Raw genomic sequence first — 23,078 nt, 5'->3', positions numbered from 1 at the left:
AGGCGTCTATTCTAGCCGAGGCGTCGTTTTGCCGCTGCGCAGTCCGAGGAGCAGCGACGCGTCGCGCACCGGATCCAGCCGGGCCCGCATGAGCGACAGATGCGTCTTGAGCGTCTGCACGCCAATCGCGCACGCTTCGCGCGTCTGCGTACGCGACTGCCCCGCCAGCAAGCGCATCACGATCTCCCGCTGCACGGGTGTCAGCGCCGTGTCCCACAACCGCGCCAACAGGCGGATGGCGGGCGGCACGGCGAGATGCAGGGAGATGCGCACGCGCTCTGTGGCGCGCCCGCCCATGCCGCAAAGATGGGTGGCATGCAGATGCAACGTGCCGCCCGGCACCGGTAATGTGGTACCGATTTGCGCCCCCGAGACGGCCGTGCCGGACATACCGCAGGGATACAGCGTCAACTCGTCGGCCAGCCGCTGGCATGCCTGCACGACCACGTAAGCGTCAGGCCATGCACGCCCCGGCACCAGTTGCCAGACGCGGCGCATAAGTGCCAACGCGCCCGGATCGGCCCACTCGGGCTGACGCCGGTGCCACACGAGCGTGCCCGATACGTCGGCACAGACAGTCCCCGCCCCGTCCTGCATCGCCTGCCCCTCGGCGGCAGGCAGCATCGCGCTCGCGAGAGAGGGGAGCGGCGGGAAATGTGGACGTGCCGGTGCTTTGGCAAACTCGGCGGCCACCGTCTCGAACGCTGCGACTTCTCGCGCGCTGAACGCCAGTCGCGTCCGGCTGCGCGACACGAGTAGCCGCAACGCGCCGAGGGGAGGCGTCTGCCCCGCCGGACTGGCCTCTTCGGCCCCGTGAGAAGGCGTCGGTTGCAGGCGTTCGTCGGCCACGCGACTCGCAGGCAGCAGGTAAGCATCGAGCACATCGCCATCGGCCAAACACGCATCAAGCTCCGGCGGACGGTCAAGATGGCTCGGCAACGACGACCGTCGCGTCACGTCGGAACGCTTGCGCGCGTGCCCGAACAGCACGCCACCGTGGTGCAGCGACTGAATCGGCGACAGTCGCAACTCTGCTGCAGACGGCATCGCCCAACCGGTTGACGCCAACCGCTCACACGCCGATAACGGTGCTTGCGGGGCGTACCCACACGTAACGTTTGCCACACCTGACGGATCGCTCACCGGACTCACACCGTCTTGCGCATGACACCAGAGCGCGGCAACGCTGTCGGCCGAGAGCCACACGCGCAACGTCTCCAGCCACAGCGGCAGGTAGCCGAGTGTGGAGACCGGTAATTGATGCATTTGGCGAAGGCACGCGCGCAAGTCCCCCTGCACTTCCATGCGTCTCCCAATCAAAGTTGATTCCGGGGAAATTTCCTATTCCACATGAACACCGACGAACATCCCCCATTCGGGGGATGTTTGTTGCGTCAAACGGTCGCATCATCGCTCCATTGCTGACGCGAACCGGGACGGATCGGCACAGTACACCGATCCAGCACGTGAAGGGGATGCGCAGGAAGCCAGTTTGCGGGGTGAACCGCCCAGGGAAGCCCCGATTTCCGGTCGTTGCATGAGGCGACCGGTAAATGTGACGCCCGGCTAGTCGGGGGGCCAGCCGGGCGTCTTTTTCTTTTCGCCTCTCGGGACGGGAGGCGTCCAAGACCGTCGCCGAGCGAACGTCGTCTCACGTCAAATTCAGAAACTTCTCAAAGCGATGCCGAACCCCGCCGAAACCGATAGCGCGCAGCGAGTTGTCACTCGCCGCGCAACGTGTCGCCTTGCGCGACACCGGTCGGGGTCGATCAATATGTTTCGGGATCCGGATCAGTGCGTTCCAGTTCGACCGACGCCGCCAGCAGCGCCAGACGCGCCACCACACCGTACATATAGAAGCGATTCGGCGGTGCAGCACCCGGCTTCGCGTGGACATCCGGCAGCGCCGTATGCTCGAACGCAAGCGGCACGAAGTGCATGCCGGGGGCGTTGAGGTTTTCGTCGGTGCCGCGCCCGGTATGGACACGGTAGAAGCCGCCCACCACGTAGCGATCGATCATGTAGACGACCGGCTCCGCGACCGCTTCGTTGATACGCTCGAACGTGTAGACGCCTTCCTGCACGATGAAGTCGTGCACTTCGAGCCCCTCCTTCACCACGCTCATCTTGGTGCGATCACGGCGATTCAGGTTTTTGAGCTCGGCAGCGTCGTGCACCATCATCACTCCCATGCCATACGTCCCGGCATCGGCCTTGATGACGACGAACGGCTTCTCGGTGATCCCGTACTCGCGATACTTCTTGTTGATCTTCTTAAGCACTGCGTCGACGGTATCGGCAAGCTTCTCCACACCGACGCCCTCGTCGAAATCGACGCCCTCGCACTTCGCGAAGTACGGATTGAGCATCCATTGATCGACGTCGATCATTTTGGCGAATTTCTTGACGATATCGTCGTAGGCCGAAAAGTGCTGGCTCTTGCGACGCACCGCCCAGCCGGCGTGCAGCGGCGGCAGCAGATATTGCTCATGCAGATTTTCGAGAATCGGCGGGATGCCGGCCGACAAATCGTTATTGAGCAGAATCGAGCAGGGATCGAAGTTCTTGAGACCCAGACGGCGCGGCGTGCGCTCCAGCGGCTCGATCACGACGTGCTGCCCGTCCGGCAACTCGATGGTCGTCGGCTCGGTAATGTCATCCGAAACGCTGCCCAGGCGCACATTCAGCCCGGCGTGACGCATGATCGTCGACAGCCGCGCAATGTTCTGCAAATAGAACGAGTTCCGCGTATGGCGTTCGGGGATCAGCAGCAGGTTCTTCGCATCGGGGCAAATCTTCTCGATGGCGGCCATCGCGGCCTGCACGGCGAGCGGCAACACTTCGGGTGCCAGATTATTGAAGCCACCGGGGAAGAGATTGGTGTCGACGGGAGCGAGCTTGAAGCCGGCATTTCGCAGGTCGACCGAACAGTAGAACGGCGGCGTATGTTCCTGCCACTCAAGCCGGAACCAGCGCTCGATGGCGGGCGTCGCATCGAGAATCTTCTTTTCCAGGTCGAGCAAGGGGCCTTTCAGGGCCGTGACGAGATGCGGAACCATGCTTCTCTCATATCCAGATGGAATATCGATTGTAGAGCATACGCTCAGCGCCCCCCGCGTTCGCCATGCCCGGGGAAGGGGCACCGGGACGCGAGGCCAGCCGCGCAGTAAAACCGTCGATAAGACGACGATTTCCGGCGTACGAGCATGCGTCGGCAACGTTTATGGGGAGCGCGGCGCGATGCCGCGGTGAGAAGACATGGGGGCAAAACCGAAAATCACAAGCACGGGCGCGATTTCCGGCCACGCCGAAAAAAACGGGCACCGCCTGGGTGCCCGCGCAATGCCGGCGCCGGCTGTCCGACCGGCTTCCGGCAACTCCTCTCGCGTCGCCCGGGACGGGCCGTCTGGCCTTTGTCGGCGAGTCCTTGCCGACCCGCTGACGTTCCCGGGGTTTCCCCGGACGGAAGCCGGGGCTAAACGGTGCGATGAGACAGATGTAATTCAGGCGAAATCAATTGCCTGAGTTGTTGCTTCAGTTGTGATACGCCGATTCGCCGTGCGAGGTGATGTCCAGACCTTCGCGCTCTTCGTCTTCCGGCACACGCAGACCCAGCACGATGTCGGCGATCTTGAAGGCGATGAAGGCGACGACCCCCGACCACACGAGCGTGGTCAGCACGCCCTGGAACTGAATCCAGACCTGCCCCGCAATCGAGTAATCCGGTGCCACCTTGTTGGCAACGTAGTCGTAGATCCCCGTGCCGCCGAGCGACGGCGAAGCGAACACGCCCGTCAGAATCGCGCCGAGCATACCGCCCACGCCGTGCACGCCGAACACGTCGAGCGCATCGTCGGCCTTGAGCAGGCGCTTCAGCCCGTTCACACCCCACAGGCAGATCACACCGGCGAGCAAGCCGAGCACGATCGATCCCATCGGGCCGATGAAGCCCGCTGCCGGCGTCACCGCCACCAGACCGGCCACGGCACCCGATGCGCCACCCAGCATCGACGGCTTGCCCTTGCCAATCCACTCACCGGCCGTCCACGAAAGCGTGGCAGCAGCGGTAGCGAGCAACGTGTTGACGAAGGCAAGTGCAGCACCGCCGTTCGCTTCCAGACCCGAACCGGCGTTAAAGCCGAACCAGCCGAACCAGAGCAGCGACGCGCCGATCATCGTCATCGTGAGCGAGTGCGGCTTGAAGGCTTCCTTACCGAAACCGACGCGCTTGCCAACCATGTACGAACCCACAAGCCCTGCGATAGCCGCATTGATGTGCACCACGGTGCCGCCAGCGTAGTCGAGCGCGCCCTTCTGGAACAGCCAGCCGGCGTGTGCGTTGGCTGCGTCAGCCGCCGCCGCGTCGATGTACGCGTCCGGACCGGCCCAGAACCAGACCATGTGCGCCATCGGCAGGTACGAGAACGTGAACCAGATGACGGTGAACAGCAGCACGGCCGAGAACTTGGCCCGTTCCGCGAAAGCACCGACGATCAGTGCGCAGGTAATCGCGGCAAACGCAGCCTGGAACGCCATGTACGCGTACTCCGGCACATTCACGCCCTTACTGAACGTGGCCGCCACCGAGTCCGGCGTCATTCCCTTGAGGAACAAGCGATCGAAGCCGCCGAAGAACGCCCCGCCTTCGGTGAACGCGATGCTATAGCCATAGATCGCCCAGAGCACGACCACCAGCGAGAAGATGATGAAACATTGCATCAGCACGGAGAGCATGTTCTTCGAGCGGACCAGACCGCCGTAGAACAGGCCCAGACCGGGCAGCGTCATGAGAATCACGAACGCGGTGCAGGTCAGCAACCAGGCCGTGTCGCCCTTGTTCGGCGGCACGGGCGCGGCCGCAGGGGCGGCCGGCGCAGCGGCTTGTGCCGCAGGTGCCGGTGCGGCCGCAGGCGTTGCGGCGGCCGCTGCGGGAGCGGGTGCTGCGGATTCCGAAGCGGCGACAGGCGCCGAGGCGTCCTGAGCCAGCGCGGCGCTGGCGCCGAGGCCCACGACACCCGTGAAGGCGGCGGCGAGCAGGAGTTTGGCAAGTAGTTTTTTCATGATTGTTGTCTCTTATGTGGGACCTTTACAGCGCGTCTTCGCCGGTCTCCCCAGTACGGATACGGACCACGTGCTCGACGTTGGACACGAAAATCTTGCCGTCGCCGATCTTGCCGGTGCGGGCCGCCTGCTCGATGGCGTCGATCGCCTGATCGAGCAAGGCGTCGCCGATTACCGCCTCGATCTTCACCTTCGGCAGAAAGTCGACGACGTACTCTGCGCCCCGATACAGTTCGGTATGGCCCTTCTGGCGGCCGAAGCCTTTGACTTCGGTCACCGTAATCCCTGCCACGCCGATGTTCGAGAGGGCTTCACGCACCTCGTCGAGCTTGAAGGGTTTCACAATTGCGGTAATCAGTTTCATGATGAGTCGCTCCTTAGAATGTCTTCGACAACCCTACGACGACCGTCGCCTTGGAAAGCACTTTGCCGGAATTCGCGGCGGTGTAGTACTTTTCGTCAGCGTTCGTATCGACGTAGGAGACCGACACGCTGAAGTTCTTGCCCAGATCCTTCGACAGGCCGATCTTCCAGTCGGTGTAACTTGCGGCGCTGAAGTTGTGCACCCACTGGTGACCCACGTGTCCCACGGCCGAGAGACCCCAGAAGCCGATGTCGTAGGTGCCCGTCAGATCGAGATAGCCGCTGTTGGTCGTGTCCTGACCGTCAGGGCTCGTAAGACCGAACAGACGGGTCAGCGAGTGCGAATACTTCAGCGTTACGGTTTTCCAGCCCACTGCGGCATACAACTCGAACGTATGCGGACGTGCGTAAAACTGGCCGGACGGATAAGTGCCCGGGTAGTAGTACTGCAAACCACCGAAATCGATGGTCCAGTCGGGAATGATTTCCTTCTTCCATCCACCATAGAAATCCATCTCGATGGGTGCGCTGACGGCGGAATTACCGTCCGAAATCCAGCTGATGTTCGACGCCCACACGCCGGCATACAGACCCGACTCGTGCGCAATATCGAAGCCACCCTGAATCGCCGGACGCTTGGCCGTTTGCGAGATGCCGCGGAAGCGGTAATCCGAGAACAGACCGACGTTGGCGGTAATCGTCAGCGGTTCGGCAGCAGCTGCGGCTGCGTCGGCCGGTGGTGCTGCGGGTGCTGCTGCCGGTGCGGCGCCCTCAGCGGCCGCTTGCGCAAATGCGCCGGCAGACGCCGCCATTGCACCAAAGAACACAAAGCCAGCCATCGCAGTTGACACTTTTCTCATCACTTTCCCCTTAAGTTGACGTTCTACGTCTTGGTACAGCGTGCGGCAGGTTCCGAACTGGGTGTAGCAACTCCCGTGCCAGGTCCTTCGACCGCATATGCTGCGACGCGCAAGATACGAATTTCGGGATAAAAAATTGGCAAAATTCCGGGGGCGTGAGGTGCGCAAACGACAGGCCAGGAACAACAAAGCGCGGTAAATCATGTCAAAGGCGCACGCGGCCACCGCCGGCCGGGTCGCCTGAGTGGCTGGGCGCAAAAAACGGTGTTAGAGTTGCGCCAACATTGAGGGGCCGCGCCGGAATGCACCACGTTGCACCGGTCTGGCCGGCACGACGAAGCACGTTGACGGTGCAGGCACCACATCGGTGCACAGAAACGACGAGAGGAAGGCTTATGAAACCGAACGAGATCCTGCAAGACATGCAAGCCAAGGTGAGCGAGATGCTCAAGCAATCGCCCGCCAAGGATATCGAGCGCAACGTCAAAAGCCTGCTGGGCCAGGGCTTCACCAAACTCGATCTGGTGACGCGCGAGGAATTCGACGTGCAGGCGCAAGTGCTCGCTCGCACACGCGAAAAGCTCGAAGCGCTGGAAAAGCGCGTGGCAGAGCTCGAAAGCCAGCGCAGCGAAGCGCAAGACTGACGATCTAAAGGGGCGCGAAAGCGCTCCTTGTTACATGGGAACGCGCTCGCCCGTGCGCGTGCCAGGCGGTTTGTGTTCCGCAATTTTCCGCGCCCCCTGCTTCTAACATCTCCGCCTTCCGTCTCCTCCCCCTCCGGCTTCAAACGTCAGTTGCCTTCTCCCGGCTTGCGCGCTCGCACCTAGTGGATTCGCGAACGCTTATCGGAATTTTCTTAGCCGACTGACGGCCGATTCCGGACACGCGTCACCTCCCATCCCAAATCGCTTCGCGGCCACGCATTTGCGCGGATATGGCATTGCGCATGGCCGTGCTCAAGGGCGACCATCGACGACATCGAGGCAACACGTCTGGCGCGTTGCGATTTGAAATCGGCGCGATCTGCGCCGTCGGAGGGGATGTCATGTCATTGGCAGTGGTGAGCAGCCGCGCGATCACGGGGATGTCGGCGCGTCCGGTGACGGTCGAAGTCCATCTGGCGAATGGGTTGCCGGGACTGTCGCTGGTGGGGCTGCCCGATACCGAAGTGAAGGAAAGCCGGGAGCGGGTGCGCTCAGCGTTGCAGAACAGTCGGTTTGAATTCCCCGCGCGACGCATCACTATCAATCTGGCCCCGGCCGATCTGCCGAAGGCGTCGGGCTGTTTCGATCTACCGATTGCACTCGGCATTCTGGCGGCGAGCGGTCAGTTGCCGGAGGCCGGGCTGCGCAAGCACGAGTTCGCGGGAGAGCTGTCGCTGACCGGCGAGTTGCGCCCGATTCGCGGCGGGCTGGCGATGGCGAGCGCGATCGCGTCGGAGCCATCGTCACGCGCGCTGGTACTTCCTGCCGGAAGTGCGCAGGAAGCGGCGCTGGTGGAGGAAGCCACGGTGTATGGCGCGCGCGCGTTGCTCGACGTCTGCGCCCACCTCGCGGAACCGGATGTCGCGATACCGCTCGCACGTGCCGTCGTGCCGGGGTCGCCTGGCGGCAAGACAGCCGACAACGCGGGATTCGACAGCGACGTCGCGCGTGTCAGCGCGCAGGACGCAGCGCCCTCTGGCAGCGACATCGCCGACATGATCGACATCAAAGGACAGGAGCACGCCAAACGGGCGCTGGAAGTGGCGGCGGCGGGCGGCCATCATCTTTTGCTTTACGGGCCACCCGGCACCGGCAAATCGATGCTGGCGACACGGCTGGTCGGCCTGTTGCCGTCGCTGTCCAAATCGCAGGCCGTGGAAGCAGCAACGCTCGCGAGCCTGAGCGCGCAGGGCTTTGACATGCGGCATTGGGGACGCCGTCCTTTTCGCGCGCCTCATCACACGGCTTCGGCAGCGGCCCTTGTGGGGGGCGGGAGTACGCCGCGTCCGGGTGAAATCAGTTTGGCGCATCGCGGCGTGTTGTTCCTGGACGAATTGCCCGAGTTTCAGCGTCGCGTCCTGGAAGTGTTGCGTGAACCGCTGGAACTGGGGCACGTCACGATTTCACGCGCAGGGGGTCACGCGACTTTTCCCGCCGCATTCCAATTGGTAGCGGCGATGAACCCGTGCCCGTGCGGCGATCTGGGGCATCCGTCACGCACCTGCCGGTGCACGAGCGACGCGGTGGCACGTTACCGCAATCGTCTATCGGGACCATTGCTAGATCGCATCGACCTGCATGTGGAAGTGCCCGCACTCAGTGCGGAAACGTTCGCCGCCCCCGCCACCGGCGAGCGCAGCGAAGTCGTGGCCATGCGCGTGAGACAAGCGCAGACACGCCAGCTATCGCGTCAGGGGCAGTTGAACTGCGGTCTGTCGAATCGCGCGCTTGAAGCGCAATGTCCATTGCAACCTGCGGCGCAGGAGGTGCTGCACCGTGCGGTGACGCAACACCATTGGTCGGCACGCACCTATCACCGTGTGTTGCGCGTGGCACGCACCGTCGCGGACCTCGCCGGGTGCGACGCAATCGATGCGTCTCACATTGCCGAGGCGGTGCAGTATCGCGAGGCACCGGGGTGAGTACCGATACCCACTCGCAGCCAAGCGCAGACGGAAGACTTGAAGGAGGTGCCCCCAGCGTAAGCGTGAACGAGTCAGGAAACGGGGCGACCTGTTCCTCGCCCGTAACTCGGGGCGCCGTGACCAGGACTCGGGGGCGTCACTTCACTCAAGCGTGAACGAGTCCAGAAACTGGTCGACTTGTTCCTTGCCGGGGGCCTTCGTCCCCATGACGACAACCTGATAGACGTGGTTGCCACGTCCGACAAAACGGGCGGAGACGTAGCGTTCGGCTTTGTCGCTCGCCATGCCCTGCGCGGAGACCGCCATGCCGGGAAGCGAGGGTGCATCGCCCGCCTGACGCACCATCACTTGCGAGGGCGTCACCTGGCGCTCGTTCACATTGGCAAGCAAGCCATGTTGCAGTTCGTCAACGACGGTCTGGCGCAGCGTCGCGTCATCGCTGGGAAGCGTGACCACGCCCACCGCGAAGAGTGCAGCGTCGACGCGCGCGGCCTGCATGCGCATCGGCAGCGGCCCGGAGGCGAACTTTACCTCGCGCTCGTCTTGCGTGGGCTTGGCGGGATAGGTCACGGCGTACGCGCCATCCTTGTCGTGGACCTCACGCCAATCGTAGCGAGGGGAGCACGCGGCCATCACGATGGTCGTGACAGACGCAGCAAGCAGGACGCAGACACGGACAACGCGGTTCATAGACGTCGGAGGAGTCGGAGAAAGGGAAGCCGCCATTATCCGCCATGCGGTGCGGCAGGAAAAACGGCAGGGCGTGGTTCCCGGTATCATCGGCGGCATGACACACGCCTGCGCTCCCACGTCCCTTACCTCGTCCGCCCCAACGGCCCCGGCTGCTTCGCCGCGGGCGATGGGACTCGCACGGCTGCTGAAATCTCTGATCGCCAGCACTGTGATCACACTACCGATCATCGCGCCGGTCGCATGTTTCGCATCACCGGGCACGCAAAGCGCTGACGACGGTTTCGACCAGTCTGTGGGACACCCGACGTCCTCCGCCTCGACGTTGGTTCTCGCGCAAGCAACCGGCGTCACCTATCCGCATGAGGGTGCGGCGGCAAAACCGCTCGACAGCAAGACAGCGGCCAAACAGCAGGCGGCAGTACCGATGGCGACGGACTTCGCGGCGCACGCGCGTCGCGCGGCCTCGCTCGACGCGCCGCTGATCGTCCTCGTGTCGCTGCGGGACTGCGTCTATTGCGGCCCGATCCGTCAACGCGAGTTGGCCCCGCTCGTGCGCAGCGGCAAGTACGAAGTGCGCGAAATCGGCATGGACAGCACGACGCCCGTACGCGATTTCGATGGCACGACGACCACCGGCATTGCGTGGGCGCGTGCCCATGGCGTCAAGGTGTCACCGACGGTTTTGTTCCTCGATACCAGCGGACGCCCTGTCGCAGACCCGTTGATCGGCGCAGGTCTGCCGGACTTCTACGGTGCGTATCTGGACGACGCCATTGCACGCGGACGCACACGTCTGCACCCTGGCAGCGGCACCACGACGCGCTGAGATTCAGAGTAGAATCGTTGGCAAATCGAGGGCGGATCGACGTCAAAATGGCGGATCTCTGCCCCCACCCGAACTCCATTACCCACACGGCTGTGTCATGAGCGCTACGACCTCCCGCAAGTCTCCTCTCGGCAAGATCCTCGCCGTCGTGGTTATCGCCGCCGTGGCGATTGCCGCATACTTCACGTTCGCCGGTCAGAAGCGTGCGCCTGAAGCGACGTTCACCCTGCTCTCGGGTCAGAAGCTCGACACCGAACAACTCAAGGGCAAGGTTTATCTGGTCAACTTCTGGGCGACGAGCTGCGTCACGTGCATGAAGGAAATGCCGACGATGGTGAAGACGTATGAGAAGTACAAAGGCCAGGGACTGGAGTTTGTCGCAGTGGCCATGAGCTACGACCCGCCGATGTACGTGATGAACTACGCGCAGTCACGTCAGTTGCCGTTCAAGGTCGCCATGGACTCCGACGGCAGCGTGGCCAAGCAATACGGCAACGTTCAGCTCACGCCGACGACGTTCGTCGTGGATCGCAACGGCAAGGTGCTCAAGCAATACGTCGGCGAGCCGGAATACGCCGAACTCAACAAGCTGATCGAGACGGCACTGGCAAAGCAAGCCTGACGCTCGACATAAGCTGCCAACAAGAAAGCGCCCCGCAGGGCGCTTTTTGTTTTCCCAATCACATTAGCGCTCGAATGCCCGAACCATTGCGTACTCGCCTCGTTACCATCGCACGACGCACGACGCACGAGGCACAACGCGCAACCGTCAGCGCCCGTCGCCACCCTCGCCATGTCCGCGCGTATGCAGGCCATAGCGTTTGAGCTTTTCGTAAAGCGTCGCCTTCGGCACATGTAACGCTTCGGCCGTTGCCGCCACATTGCCCTTGCTGTGTTCCAGCGCCTCCTGAAGCACAGCCCGCTCGAACCGTTCCACCTGCTCCTTGAGCGGCAGCGGTGCAAGCGACTCTCCTTCTGGCGCGCTCGCCACACCCAGCACGAGACGGTCGGCCGCGTTGCGCAACTCGCGCACGTTGCCCGGCCAGTCCGACTGCAGCAACTCCTGACGCATCCGGTCCGACACCACCGGCGCGGGGCGTCCGTAACGCACGGCCGAATCGAGCATGAAATGTTCGAACAGCGGCAGAATGTCTTCACGACGCTCACGCAGCGGCGGCAGCGCCAGCGTTACCACATTCAAACGGTAGTAGAGGTCGCGACGGAACGTCCCCTCGCGCACGAGCGCCTCCATATCACCCTTGGCGGCTGCCACCACGCGGCAATCCACGCGAATCGACTGGTTCGATCCGAGTCGCTCCAGCACGCCGTCCTGCAGAACGCGCAGCAACTTCACCTGCAACGCGGGGGGCATGCTCTCGATCTCGTCGAGAAACAACGTGCCGCCCGACGCATGCTCCAGCTTACCGATACGACGTTTCGCCGCCCCGGTAAATGCACCGACCTCATGGCCGAACATCTCACTCTCGAAGATCGCTTCGGGCAGTGCCCCGCAGTTCAGCGCGACGAAGGGTGCATCGCGGCGACGCGACAACTCGTGCAGACTGCGGGCGACCAGCTCCTTGCCGGTGCCAGTGTCGCCGTTGATGAGCACCGGGGCATCCGTCATGGCGACGTTGGCGATGAGCGTGCGCAGCGTCTCCATCGACGGGCTGCGCCCGATGATGCGCGAGACGCGTCCGCCCTGCTCCGCCAGCTCACGGCGCAGCGCCTGATTCTCCAGCATGAGCTTGCGCGTTTCCAGCGCGCGCTTGGCCGACTCGATCAGACGGTCCGGTGCGAAGGGCTTCTCGATGAAGTCATAAGCGCCGTCGCGAATGGCTTGCACCGCCATCGAGATATCGCCGTGACCGGTGACAAGAATGACCGGCACTTCCGGCGCGTGCTGACGCAAATGCGCGAGCAATTCGAGCCCGCTCATGCCGATCAGACGAATGTCCGACACGACAATGCCGGCGAAGTCCGGCGTGATGCGCTCACGCGCTGCTTCAGCCGAAGCAAGCCCGAAGGCATCGAGCCCGGCGAGTTGCAGACTTTGCAGCGTGGCACGCCGCACGAGTTCGTCGTCTTCGACAAATAGGATCTGGAGGTTCTTGTACATCATGCGATTGTCGCGCCGGTGCGTTGCACGCGGCGCAGCGTCACGAGAAATTCAGCCCCACCGCCCGGAACGTTGCGGGCGACCAACTGGCCGCCGTTCTCTTGTGCGATGGATGACGAAATTGCGAGTCCGAGCCCCATGCCCTGACCGCCCTCCTTGGTACTGAAAAACGGCTCGAACAGACGCGGCATATGTGCCTCCGAAATGCCCGGCCCGTTGTCGCGCACGTAAATGCGCGCCCACAGGTCGTCCGCGTCCACATCGATCCATATCGACGGCGAGGCTTGCGGGTTAGCAGCCCCCACCACGGCGTCGATGGCGTTACCTACCAGATTGATCAACACCTGCTCAAGGCGCAAGCCCTCGCAAGCGACCTGCACATCTTCAAGGCCGCGCGCGAAGGTGGTCGTCACATGAATGCCTGCCAGACGTACCCGCAGCAGCATCAGCGTATTGTCCAGCGCTCTCTGCACCGAAGCCTCCATGTCACCACGCCGCGCGCGCCCCGCAAAGAGACGCAGTTGCCCGGTGATCTTGCCCATGCGGTCGGTGAGCGACGCGATGGCTTCGAGGTTCTCCTGCGCGGCGTCGTACTCCCGGCGCTCGATCAGCACGCGCGTATTGTCCGAGAAACTGCGCAGCGCCGAGAGCGGCTGGTTGAGCTCATGCGTGATACCGGCGGCCATCTGCCCCAGCGCCACGAGTTTCGATGCCTGCACGAGTTCGCTCTGCGCCTCGCGCAATTCGTGTTCGGTGCGCGAGCGCTCCTGCACTTCCGTTTGCAGACGCTCGTTGGCGGATTGCAGATCGGCCGTGCGCTCGGCGACCCGCTCGCCCAGTTCGGCATACGCGGACTGCAACAGCTCGCGGCTCTTGAGCATGTCGCGCACACGCTGACGCCGCTGATTCCACGCCACGCCCAGCAAACAAGTGAACGCCGCCAGACACGCCGCGGCCACGGCCGCGATCCGTGCATTGGCGATCACCTGATCGAGTGGCGCGAAGTACATGAGCGTCCAGTCCGGCTCGCCCAGCTTGCGTTGCACGGCGAGAAAGCGCCGGTTCTTTCCCGCGCCTCTGCCATCATGCACCGTCACGACCTCGCCGTCGGCGTCGAGACGTTCGTCCTCGCTCCAGGCGAGCGGCGTGACGTTCTGGTTGTAATACTGGCGCGTGCTATCGAGCGCCGCCTTCACGGCAGGGGCAAGCGGCGAGAGCGAACGATACTGCCAGCGCGGCTCGGACGACAGAAAGATCACGCCGTGGTCATCCGCCACGACAACGGGCTCGGAGGCGTCCGCCCCCGCGCGCTGGAACCACTCCAGGTTTAGCTTCACCACGACCACGCCTTGGATCTGTCCGTCGACGAGAATCGGCTGGGAGACGAAATACCCCGGCTCGCCGGAGGTGGTCCCCACGCCGTAAAAGCGGCCGAAAGCGCCTTTGATGGCGTCGATGAAATACGGACGGAAGCGATACTCCTGTCCGACGAACGTGGCCTTCTCGCGCCAGTTGCTTGCGGCGAGTGCCAGACCGTTCGCGTTGATCACATACGCTGCCGATGCCTTGGCGCGTTGATTGACGTCGAACAGATAATCGTTGGCACGCTGCACGACGGCCTTGTCTTTCGGATTGAGCAACAGGTCGTGCACGTACGGATGCAGCGAGAGCAGATACGGAAGAAATTCGTAGCGGTCGACAGTGCTGCGCAGGCTGCCTGCGTAACGTTCGACGCGCGCGCCGGCGTTCACGCGCAGGTCGGCCACACCCCGCTGCCAGCTCAGGGCGTACGTCAACCAGCAAAACAGGACACTCGCCAGCAACATGGCGACGATCCATGACCAACGGCGCATCGGGACAGCCCTCTCGAGATCGATGGGGACTTCGTCGCGCCGATTGCCCACTGCGTCCTCACGGCTCACGGGCGCAGCGGCACCTTGGGGTGCGTGACTGCCGCGGGCGTGGCGGGCGCGGATCGTGTTGTCGTGCGGGGTGGCCATTGGGGCACAGGGTGTTGCGTGAGATGCTCAAAGGACCACCGGGCGGCGAAGCTCAGGCGCTATTGTGCCTGTGCCGCGCCGCCCGGTGGCGAACGTACGGTCGATACAGGTTGGCAGGGACCCGGCGAACCGGTTGGCAATGTCGCGCGAGACACATCACGCGCAGCACCGCCCGCCCCTGCCGCTGGCCGTCAGGCCAGCTCCGGACCTTGCTTGCCCGACATGGCTTCGGCCAGCTTCTTGCGGTCCAGTTCCTTCTCCCAGGCCGACACGACGATGGTCGCAACGCCGTTGCCGACGATGTTCGTCAGCGCACGGCATTCGCTCATGAAACGGTCGATACCGAGAATCAGCACCATCCCGGCGACCGGAATCGTCGGGATCACGGCCAGCGTTGCAGCCAGCGTGATGAAGCCTGCGCCGGTCACGCCCGAAGCACCCTTCGAGGTCAGCATCGCCACGGCGAGCAGCGTAAGCTGTTGGCCCCAGGTCAGGTCGATGTTCGTCGCTTGTGCGATGAACAGCACGGCCATCGTCATGTAGATGTTCGTGCCGTCAAGGTTGAACGAGTAACCGGTCGGGATCACGAGACCCACCACCGACTTCGAGCAACCGGCCTTTTCCATCTTCTCCATCAGGTGCGGCAGCGCAGCTTCCGACGAGCTCGTACCCAGCACGATCAGCAGCTCTTCCTTGATGTACGCGAGGAAGCGGAAAATCGAGAAGCCGGTGAACTTGGCGATCAGACCCAGCACGACGATCACGAACAGGAACGACGTCAGGTAGAACGTGCCCATCAGCTTGGCGAGCGGCACCAGCGAAGCGATACCGTACTTGCCGATGGTGAACGCCATGGCGCCGAACGCGCCCAGCGGAGCGACCTTGGTGATGATGTGCACAACGCGGAAGAGCACACCCGACACGCTGTCGATCCAGCTCGTCACCACGCGGCCACGCTCACCGATGGCGCCAAGCGCTGCGCCGAACAGGATAGCGATCACGAGGATCTGAAGGATTTCACCCTTGGCGAACGCGTCGGTGATCGTGTTCGGAATCAGGTGCAGCAGGAAGTCGGTGAACGTGTCGCCGTGCGCGGCTTTCGCGGCGTAGCCGGCGATAGCCTTCGGATCGAGCGAGTTGATGTCGACGTTGAAGCCAGCGCCCGGCTTGAGCACGTGCGTGGCGATCAGGCCGATCACGAGTGCGAGCGTCGAGACGACTTCGAAGTAGATCAGCGCCTTGCCGCCAACGCGGCCGACCTTCTTCATGTCTTCCATACCGGCGATACCGGTCACGACCGTACAGAAGATCACCGGACCGATGATCATCTTGATGAGCTTGATGAACGCGTCGCCAAGCGGTTTCATCTCGACGGCGAGTTCGGGCCGGAAGTGCCCAAGCAGAATGCCGACGACAATGGCAAACAGCACCTGCACGTACAGGATGCGGTAAAAGGGTTTTTTGGTCTGGGTTTGCATGTTGTTTCCTCTTCAGGCGGCGGGGCAAGCCACCGCCCTTCTTATTAATCCGCGGTGACGCCGCGAATCTCGCTTTGCGCAAAGCGCATTTGCTCCTCCATCACCATCTGGGCCAGCTCCTTCTTCAATTCATTGAATTCGCTGCCTGCCGTGTCGCGCGGACGGGGTAGTTCGATGACCACGTCCCGCTTGACCGTGCCCGGCCGGTACGTCATGACGACGACCCGGTCGGCCAGATAGATCGACTCCTCGATGCTGTGAGTGACGAAAATGATCGTCTTCCTGAATTCCTCCCAAATGCGCAGCAGCTCGTCCTGCAACGTGCGGCGCGTGAGGGCGTCGAGCGCACCGAACGGCTCGTCCATGAGCATGATCGGGCTGTCGAGCGCGAGCACGCGGGCAATCGCCACGCGTTGACGCATGCCACCCGAGAGATCGCGCGGATAGCGGTCGCGAAACTCGCGCAGGTTGAGCTTGCCGAGCAGCAAGTTCACGCGCTCGTTGATCTCAGCGCGCTTCATACCCTTGATTTCGAGACCGAACGCGACGTTCTGCGCCACGGTCATCCACGGGAACAGTGCGTACTCCTGGAACACCATGCCGCGATCCGGGCCCGGCTCGGCGGCGGCGTCGGCACGACCGTCAATGCGAATCGCCCCCGAAGTCGGTTGCACGAAGCCTGCGAGCGCGTTGAGCAGCGTCGACTTGCCGCAACCCGACGGGCCGAGCAGGCAGACGAACTCGCCCGCGTTGATGTTCAGGTCGATGTCCTTGAGCGCGTCGACGACGCCGCCGGGAATCGGGAACTGTTTGTTGACGTGATCGATTTGAATCAGCATGTCAGTCGCCTCACTTGGTTTCCAGACCACGGTGCCACTTGAGCAGGTGGTTGTTGAGACGATCCATGCCGAGGTCGATCACCAGGCCGAGCAGACCGATGGTCAGCATCCCGGCGATGATCTTGTCCGACCACATGTACTCGCGCGCTTCCAGAATGCGATAACCCAGCCCGTTGTTCACGGCGATCATCTCGGCCACGATCACGACGATGAACGCCGTGCCGATACCGATACGCACGCCCGACAGGATGTAGGGCGTAGCCGCCGGCAGAATCACGCGACGGAAGATCGTGAGCTGACCCGCGCCGAGATTTCGCGCGGCACGCAGATAGATGCCGTCGACGTGACGCACACCGGCAATCGTGTTCATCAGCACCGGGAAGAACGCGCCCAGGGCGATCAGGAAGAACGCGGGGGGATTGCCCAGACCGAACCAGAGAATGGCCAGCGGAATGTACGCGATCGGGGGAATCGGACGCACCACTTGCACCAGCGGATTGAACAGGCCGTAGACACGCGTGCTCGTGCCCATGAGCAGACCGAGCGGCAGCGCAATGCCTGCACCCACGATGAAGCCCATGATCACGCGGTAAAGGCTATGCGTGGCGTCCATGAGCAATTCGCTCGATTCGAGCCACGCACCGAAGCCTTCGGCCATCGCCACGGTCGGTTTGAGGTATTGCCACCACTTGGTCACGACAGCGAGCGGCGACGGGAGAATGATGGGGTTGATCCAGCCGATGCCGGTGACGATCTGCCAGATCACCACGACCGCGACCGGAATCAGCACGCCGCGCAGCATACGCGCGGCGCGTGAAGCACCCGAATGGGAGAGCACTGCAGACATCCGTTCGCCTCGCCTTACTTGATGTTCAGCTTGGCTTTCGCCTTGGCGAGCAGGTCGAGCTTGACCCAGTCTTCAGCCTTCGGCACCGGATCCTGCAACTTGCCCACGCCGTACTTCTTCATCAGGTCGGTCGTGAGTTGCACGTGCGACAGCGTCAGGTCGTAGCTATACGGCGAGTTGCCGATAGCGTCCGTGAAGTCCTGTTCGGTGATCTGATTCTTGAACATGTCTTCGCGAACGAACTTCTCGGCCGCTTTCGGGTTCTTGATGAAGTAGTCGGTCGCTTCGACGAAGGCGTACATCAGACGTTGGGCCACGTCCGGCTTTTCCTTGTAGAGCTTCTCGGTGATCACGAGCGCACGCACCGGCTCGCCGATCGGCGTGTCGTACGGTTTGAGCACTTCAACACCAAAGCCCTTGTTGATGGCTTGCGACGCTTGCGGCTCCGACTGGCACATTGCGTCGATGCTACCTGCAGCGACCGCCTGATTCAGGTCGGCGTAAGCCATGAAGAGGATCTGCACGTCTTTGCCCGGCTGATCCGACCACGTCAGACCGGCCTTGGCCAGTTCCGCGTACAGAATCAGTTCCTGCGCACCGCCACGGGCCACGCCCACTTTGCGGCCCTTGAGATCGGCGATCTTAGTGATCGGCAAACCCTTCTTGGCCACGATACGCACGCCCCCCTTGGCGAAACCGGCCACCGCGTAAATCGGTGCGCCCTGAGCGCGACCTGCGATAGCGGCGTCAAGCGCGCTTGCCGACACGTCGATCTGACCGGCCACGATGGCCGGCATGATGTCCACACCCTTGGCGAACATCCGTTCCTCGATCTTCAGGCCGTACTTCGGTCCAATCACTTTCATATACGACACAGCGCCGTAGTGGGCGAACTTCAGGTTCCCCAGACGCACGAGGTCGTCGGCAAAAGCGTGTAGCGAAGCTGCACACAGCGCAGCGGCGGCAAGGCAATGCTTGAACATAAGGTCTCCTCTCTTTATTAGAACGGCTTGCTCTGGGTTTCCGGATTTCCAACAGGAATTCGGAAACGGCGGCAGCACGTGCGTTAGAAAGCAATACTTATGCCAGCGTTACAAGTGATTGATTTTATTGTGGGAAGCTGTGGAAAACCCGATGGTCGCTTATACGGAAAACCGGAAAGCAAGCACAGATAGTTTCTGGATTTCCAGAAAATACGGTGAAATTGGGAGATTTCACGCGATCAGGCCGGATGAGCCTGAGGTTCGATGCATCACAACGGACCATTGAAAGAAACAAACCCTCCCTTGAAAGCCCCTGCCTGTGGCGGCAGGGCCTTCGATGGGAGGTTCGGATTCCGGCGGAGTCGGGCAATGTCAATGGCTCCCGCTTGCCGCCGGGTGCGCTCAGCGCACTAGGCGGATAGCGCTTCCGGGACCGGCGTGTGATAACCCAGTGCGGCCGAAATCTCTGCGGCACAGGCCGACAGGCGCGACGAGATATCGGGCAGCAATGCACGCGTCATGCGCGACGATGGGCCCGAGGCCGACAGCGAGGCAATCACTTCGCCCGACGCATCGCGCACCGGCACCGCGACCGAGACGGCTTCCGGCGCGAGTTCGCCAAAGCTCACCGCGCAATCCTGACGGCGCACGTTCAGCAGTTCGGCCGCCAGTTCGTCGCGCTCGATCAGCGTGCCCGCCGTGAAGCGCTTGCGGGGACGACCCAGCACCTGCGCACGGACGTCGTCCGACGCGAAGGCCAGCAGCACGCGGCCCGACGCACCGACGTACAACGGGCGACGATTGCCGACCACGCCATGTACGCGCAACTCATGCGTCGATTCCACGCGCGCGACGCACAGCGATTCGAGACCGTCGCGCACGCGCAACTGGATGTTCTCGTTGAGCGCACGGTTGAGCGCCTGCAGGTGACGATGGGCGACCTTCACGAGGTTGACCTGTTCATGACCTGCCACGCCGAGCACCAATGCCTGCGCACCCAGCACATAGGTCACCGGACTGCCCTCGCGAACCACCCACCGGTGCTGTTCCAGCGTCGCCAGCAGACGAAACGCCCGCGACTTGTTCAGGCCGGCGCGCTGCGCCAGTTCCGTCACACCCAGGCCGGGGCACTCCCCAACCAGCGACAGCAGCGAAAGCGCTGTGTCGACCGAAGCGACTGTGTAGTCCATCTCAAACTTCCTCGCTATGTTGTTCGGCATAGGCGGCAAGCGCCGCCGCAAATTGGCCAAGTTGAGATTGCAGCGTCGAAAAGCCGTCATGCTTTTCTCCGCTAGATTCATTCAGATAAAGCGCCTGATTCAGTTCGATCTGCACGCTGTGACGCCGCTCGGCGGGGCATCCAAAATGACGCACCAGATCGCCTCCCCGATACGGCACGTTGTAGGCCGTACGAAATCCGAGACGCGTGAATTCGGCGATCACCCAACGCGAAAACGCAGGGTCTGCGGTAGTGCCGTCGCCGTCGCTCACGAGTACGTCGGGGCGCGCCATGCCAGCATCGGGATCGAGCGCCCCGCCGCGCGAACGCATCGAATGACAGTCGAGATGCCAGACCACGCCGTGACGCTGCCATGCGGAATCGAGCGCATCGCGCAACGCATGGCGGTACGGCAGGTAGTAGTCGTGAATCCGTCGCTCGACTTCGGCCACCGTCAGACGTCGGTCGTAGAGCGGTACGTTAGGGGCGGCAAACCTGTGCAACAAACCGACGCCACGCTCGCTATAGCCTTGCGGACGCGCATCGTGCGGCCACAGGCTCGCCAACAGTTCGGGGTCGATGTCGTGCTCGGCGCGATTCGGGTCGATATAGGCGCGCGGGAAAAGCGCGGCCACGAGCGTCGCGCCGTGATGCGTCGCGACGGACCAGAGTTCGTCGACGTGGGCGTCGCCGCAGGCGAGGATCGCGGCTGTCGGGGCAATCGTGTCGAAGTCCGGCGGGAACACATGGCCGCTGTGAGGCGCGTCGATCACCAGAGGCAAGTGCCCCCCGTGGCGCAATGCGCCACCTTGCGGTGCTTCAACGAAAAATCGGCCCTCAGTGACCTGACGGGACATGCTGCCTCCTGGCGTGCATCCGGAACATCCGCTCGCCCAATAACCATGATGAGCGCAGTGTTTTGCCAAGCAAAACAAAGTTTCAATATTCTGGAACAACGCACCCAGCGCCACAAGGTGACGGTTGTTACAACATATTTCGAGGGAGATGAAGCTGTCGGATTGGAGTAACGCAGGCCGTTCGGCGACGATCGTTGCAAATGGCGGCGCGTATCGTAGGCATTCGGACGCGTTAGTCGGCATCCGGGGATGCCAGTGGTGCGTATCGGCTACTGAACCGAGCGCGACTTGTGACGTGCCGTAATCGAGTATTGGTGTCCAGCTAACGGTCGACGGCAGCGGTGCGTTCGTTAAATGCCCGAACGCAGAGATGGTAAGGACGAAAAAAAACGGACCGCCTTTCGACGATCCGTTTTCGTGATGCTTCCGTCCGGACGGGTGCCGGAAGGAATCCGCTCAGATAGCGTCGGCCACGCCTGCTTCGTGCGCCTGCACATCGGCGTGATAGCTCGAACGCACCATTGCGCCAACGGCCGCATGGGTGAAGCCCATCTTGTACGCTTCTTCCTCGAACATCTTGAACGTGTCGGGCGTCACGTAACGACGCACCGGCAGGTGGTGTTCCGACGGTTGCAGGTACTGACCGATCGTCAGCATGTCGACATTGTGCGCACGCATGTCGCGCATCACCTGAAGAATTTCTTCATCCGTCTCACCCAGACCGACCATCAGGCCCGACTTCGTCGACACGTCCGGATGCTGCGCCTTGAACTCCTTGAGGAGCGTGAGCGAGTGCTGGTAGTCCGAGCCGGGACGCGCTTCCTTATACAGACGCGGCACCGTTTCGAGGTTGTGGTTCATCACGTCGGGTGGTGCGGCATTGAGAATGCCCAGTGCGCGGTCGAGACGCGCGCGGAAGTCCGGCGTCAGGATTTCGATGCGGGTCGACGGCGACAGCTCACGCACATGGCGGATGCAATCGACGAAGTGCTGAGCACCGCCGTCGCGCAGGTCGTCACGGTCCACGCTGGTAATCACGACGTACTTCAGACGCATCGCGGCGATCGTCTTCGCGAGGTTCAGCGGCTCATCGACGTCCAGCGGATCCGGGCGGCCGTGGCCGACGTCGCAGAACGGGCAACGGCGCGTGCACTTGTCGCCCATGATCATGAACGTGGCCGTGCCCTTGCCGAAGCACTCGCCGATGTTCGGGCAGCTCGCTTCTTCACAGACCGTGTGCAGATTGTGTTCGCGCAGGATCTGCTTGATCTCGTAGAAACGGGAAGTATGAGTGGCCGCCTTCACGCGAATCCAGTCCGGCTTCTTCAGGCGCTCGATCGGCACGATCTTGATCGGAATGCGCGCCGTCTTGGCTTGCGACTTCTGCTTCGCGGTGGCGTCGTAATCGCCGTCGATCGTGCGAACTTCTTTGTTCGTGCTGTCGTTCTGAGTCACGGTGGTCATGATGGGGGCTTTCCAGGCGTCCAATCAGGCGGCGGCGTCTGCGCTGGCGGCCGAATTCGTATCGGCCTGCGGCGCGGCAACTGTCGTCGCGGGGTGCTGTTCGAGGTGATGACCGAGTTGCTGCGCCAGTCGCGCGGCCACTTCATCCCAGCGGGGAGCCACGCCAAGCGTGGCCATGTCTACGGTTTGCAAACCGGCGTAACCGCACGGATTGATCCAGTCGAACGGGTGCAGATCCATCGCGACATTGAGCGAAACGCCGTGATAACTGCATCCGTTGCGGATTTTCAACCCGAGCGCAGCGATCTTCGCGCCGGCATGCGCCACAGTGCCATCGCCCGGGCTCACATAGATACCTGGCGCGCCGGCATGGCGCTCAACGTCGAGATTATACGCTGCAAGGGTGTCGATCACCGCCTGCTCGATCAGACGCACCATTTCGCGCACACCGAGCTTGCGGCGTCGCAGGTCCACGAGCAGATAGATCACCACCTGACCGGGGCCGTGATACGTGATCTGGCCACCGCGGTCGACTTTGACGAGCGGGATACCGGTGTTGGCAACGAGCAGGTGAGCGGGATCGCCAGCGAGTCCGAGCGTGTAGACGGGCGGATGCTGGACGATCCAGAGCTGGTCGGGGCCGTGCGAGCCACGCGCATCGGTGTACGCGCGCATGGCGTCGAACGAGGTGGCGTAGTCTTCTATGCCGCGCCAGCAAACTTCGATCGGGGAGGTCATGGACGCAATTTTAGCGAAACCACGCCAGTCTTGCTCGAAGCCACGCCCGGCAAGGCGCTGCGCCCGGTGTTGCCCGGCCGCAACGGTCACCGGCGTCAGATC

At 62.7% G+C, this 23,078-nt stretch carries 20 protein-coding genes; 4 read left to right on the top strand and 16 right to left on the bottom strand.

Going from position 1 to position 23,078, the window contains the following annotated elements; translation table 11 throughout:
• Positions 1-6: 6 nt before the first annotated feature.
• The 5 genes from PAN31117_RS01335 to PAN31117_RS01315 form a co-directional block, all read right to left on the bottom strand.
• A complete protein-coding gene (locus PAN31117_RS01335) occupies positions 7-1,266 on the bottom strand; it encodes a helix-turn-helix transcriptional regulator (protein WP_150736604.1) in 1,260 nt (419 codons plus the stop codon).
• Positions 1,267-1,769: 503 nt separating this feature from the next.
• Positions 1,770-3,059 (bottom strand): glutamate--cysteine ligase, encoded by a 1,290-nt coding sequence (gene gshA, locus PAN31117_RS01330; protein WP_039395348.1) that lies wholly within the window; start codon positions 3,057-3,059, stop codon positions 1,770-1,772.
• 475 nt (positions 3,060-3,534) lie between these two features.
• Positions 3,535-5,061, bottom strand: coding sequence for an ammonium transporter (gene amt, locus PAN31117_RS01325; RefSeq protein ID WP_150736603.1), 1,527 nt, complete (start codon positions 5,059-5,061; stop codon positions 3,535-3,537).
• 25 nt (positions 5,062-5,086) lie between these two features.
• Complete coding sequence (locus PAN31117_RS01320; RefSeq protein ID WP_010804740.1) at positions 5,087-5,425, bottom strand: P-II family nitrogen regulator; 339 nt, start codon at positions 5,423-5,425, stop codon at positions 5,087-5,089.
• A 13-nt stretch (positions 5,426-5,438) separates the two neighbouring features.
• Entirely contained in the window at positions 5,439-6,284 is an 846-nt protein-coding gene (locus PAN31117_RS01315; RefSeq protein ID WP_150736602.1) for a TorF family putative porin, read from the bottom strand.
• A gap of 395 nt (positions 6,285-6,679) precedes the next feature.
• Between PAN31117_RS01315 and PAN31117_RS01310 the strand changes: the two genes are divergently transcribed.
• Both PAN31117_RS01310 and PAN31117_RS01305 read left to right on the top strand, forming a co-directional pair.
• On the top strand, positions 6,680-6,928 hold the full coding sequence (locus PAN31117_RS01310) for an accessory factor UbiK family protein (RefSeq protein WP_150736601.1): 249 nt from the start codon (positions 6,680-6,682) through the stop codon (positions 6,926-6,928).
• A gap of 401 nt (positions 6,929-7,329) precedes the next feature.
• Positions 7,330-8,910 (top strand): YifB family Mg chelatase-like AAA ATPase, encoded by a 1,581-nt coding sequence (locus PAN31117_RS01305; protein WP_150736600.1) that lies wholly within the window; start codon positions 7,330-7,332, stop codon positions 8,908-8,910.
• Between the two features lie 144 nt (positions 8,911-9,054).
• Here the strand turns inward: PAN31117_RS01305 and PAN31117_RS01300 are convergent, their stop codons facing one another.
• Positions 9,055-9,603: a hypothetical protein gene (locus PAN31117_RS01300; RefSeq protein WP_150736599.1), complete on the bottom strand. Its 549-nt coding sequence runs from the start codon at positions 9,601-9,603 to the stop codon at positions 9,055-9,057.
• Positions 9,604-9,676: 73 nt separating this feature from the next.
• On the opposite strand from PAN31117_RS01300, the gene PAN31117_RS27390 reads away from it, so the two are divergent.
• Both PAN31117_RS27390 and PAN31117_RS01290 read left to right on the top strand, forming a co-directional pair.
• Positions 9,677-10,432 carry a thioredoxin domain-containing protein gene (locus PAN31117_RS27390; RefSeq protein WP_246188863.1) on the top strand — a complete coding sequence of 252 codons (756 nt, stop codon included), beginning with the start codon at positions 9,677-9,679 and terminating at the stop codon, positions 10,430-10,432.
• Between the two features lie 97 nt (positions 10,433-10,529).
• Positions 10,530-11,054, top strand: coding sequence for a TlpA disulfide reductase family protein (locus tag PAN31117_RS01290; protein ID WP_150736598.1), 525 nt, complete (start codon positions 10,530-10,532; stop codon positions 11,052-11,054).
• A 147-nt stretch (positions 11,055-11,201) separates the two neighbouring features.
• Here the strand turns inward: PAN31117_RS01290 and PAN31117_RS01285 are convergent, their stop codons facing one another.
• The 10 genes from PAN31117_RS01285 to lipB form a co-directional block, all read right to left on the bottom strand.
• Complete coding sequence (locus PAN31117_RS01285; RefSeq protein ID WP_150736912.1) at positions 11,202-12,551, bottom strand: sigma-54-dependent transcriptional regulator; 1,350 nt, start codon at positions 12,549-12,551, stop codon at positions 11,202-11,204.
• A complete protein-coding gene (locus PAN31117_RS01280) occupies positions 12,551-14,551 on the bottom strand; it encodes a sensor histidine kinase (RefSeq protein WP_150736597.1) in 2,001 nt (666 codons plus the stop codon). Before PAN31117_RS01280 ends, PAN31117_RS01285 begins: the two co-directional genes overlap by 1 nt.
• Positions 14,552-14,742: 191 nt before the next feature.
• Complete coding sequence (locus PAN31117_RS01275; RefSeq protein WP_150736596.1) at positions 14,743-16,029, bottom strand: dicarboxylate/amino acid:cation symporter; 1,287 nt, start codon at positions 16,027-16,029, stop codon at positions 14,743-14,745.
• A gap of 44 nt (positions 16,030-16,073) precedes the next feature.
• The gene (locus PAN31117_RS01270; protein WP_095178512.1) at positions 16,074-16,868 is read right to left on the bottom strand and encodes an ABC transporter ATP-binding protein; all 795 of its coding nucleotides are present in this window, start codon (positions 16,866-16,868) and stop codon (positions 16,074-16,076) included.
• 10 nt (positions 16,869-16,878) lie between these two features.
• Positions 16,879-17,715 (bottom strand): ABC transporter permease, encoded by an 837-nt coding sequence (locus tag PAN31117_RS01265; RefSeq protein WP_217429624.1) that lies wholly within the window; start codon positions 17,713-17,715, stop codon positions 16,879-16,881.
• A gap of 14 nt (positions 17,716-17,729) precedes the next feature.
• Positions 17,730-18,698: an ABC transporter substrate-binding protein gene (locus PAN31117_RS01260; protein WP_150736595.1), complete on the bottom strand. Its 969-nt coding sequence runs from the start codon at positions 18,696-18,698 to the stop codon at positions 17,730-17,732.
• Between the two features lie 410 nt (positions 18,699-19,108).
• Positions 19,109-19,888, bottom strand: coding sequence for an IclR family transcriptional regulator (locus PAN31117_RS01255; RefSeq protein WP_046290609.1), 780 nt, complete (start codon positions 19,886-19,888; stop codon positions 19,109-19,111).
• Position 19,889: 1 nt separating this feature from the next.
• Positions 19,890-20,774: an N-formylglutamate amidohydrolase gene (locus PAN31117_RS01250; protein WP_150736594.1), complete on the bottom strand. Its 885-nt coding sequence runs from the start codon at positions 20,772-20,774 to the stop codon at positions 19,890-19,892.
• Positions 20,775-21,230: 456 nt separating this feature from the next.
• Positions 21,231-22,238, bottom strand: coding sequence for a lipoyl synthase (lipA, locus tag PAN31117_RS01245; protein WP_039402093.1), 1,008 nt, complete (start codon positions 22,236-22,238; stop codon positions 21,231-21,233).
• Between the two features lie 24 nt (positions 22,239-22,262).
• Positions 22,263-22,976 (bottom strand): lipoyl(octanoyl) transferase LipB, encoded by a 714-nt coding sequence (gene lipB, locus PAN31117_RS01240; RefSeq protein ID WP_150736593.1) that lies wholly within the window; start codon positions 22,974-22,976, stop codon positions 22,263-22,265.
• Positions 22,977-23,078: the final 102 nt, after the last annotated feature.

Origin of the sequence: Pandoraea anapnoica, assembly GCF_902459765.1 — a bacterium.
Classification (GTDB): Bacteria; Pseudomonadota; Gammaproteobacteria; order Burkholderiales; family Burkholderiaceae; genus Pandoraea; species Pandoraea anapnoica.
The sequence above is the reverse complement of the archived record's forward strand: the minus strand, read 5'-3'. Positions and strand labels throughout refer to the sequence as shown.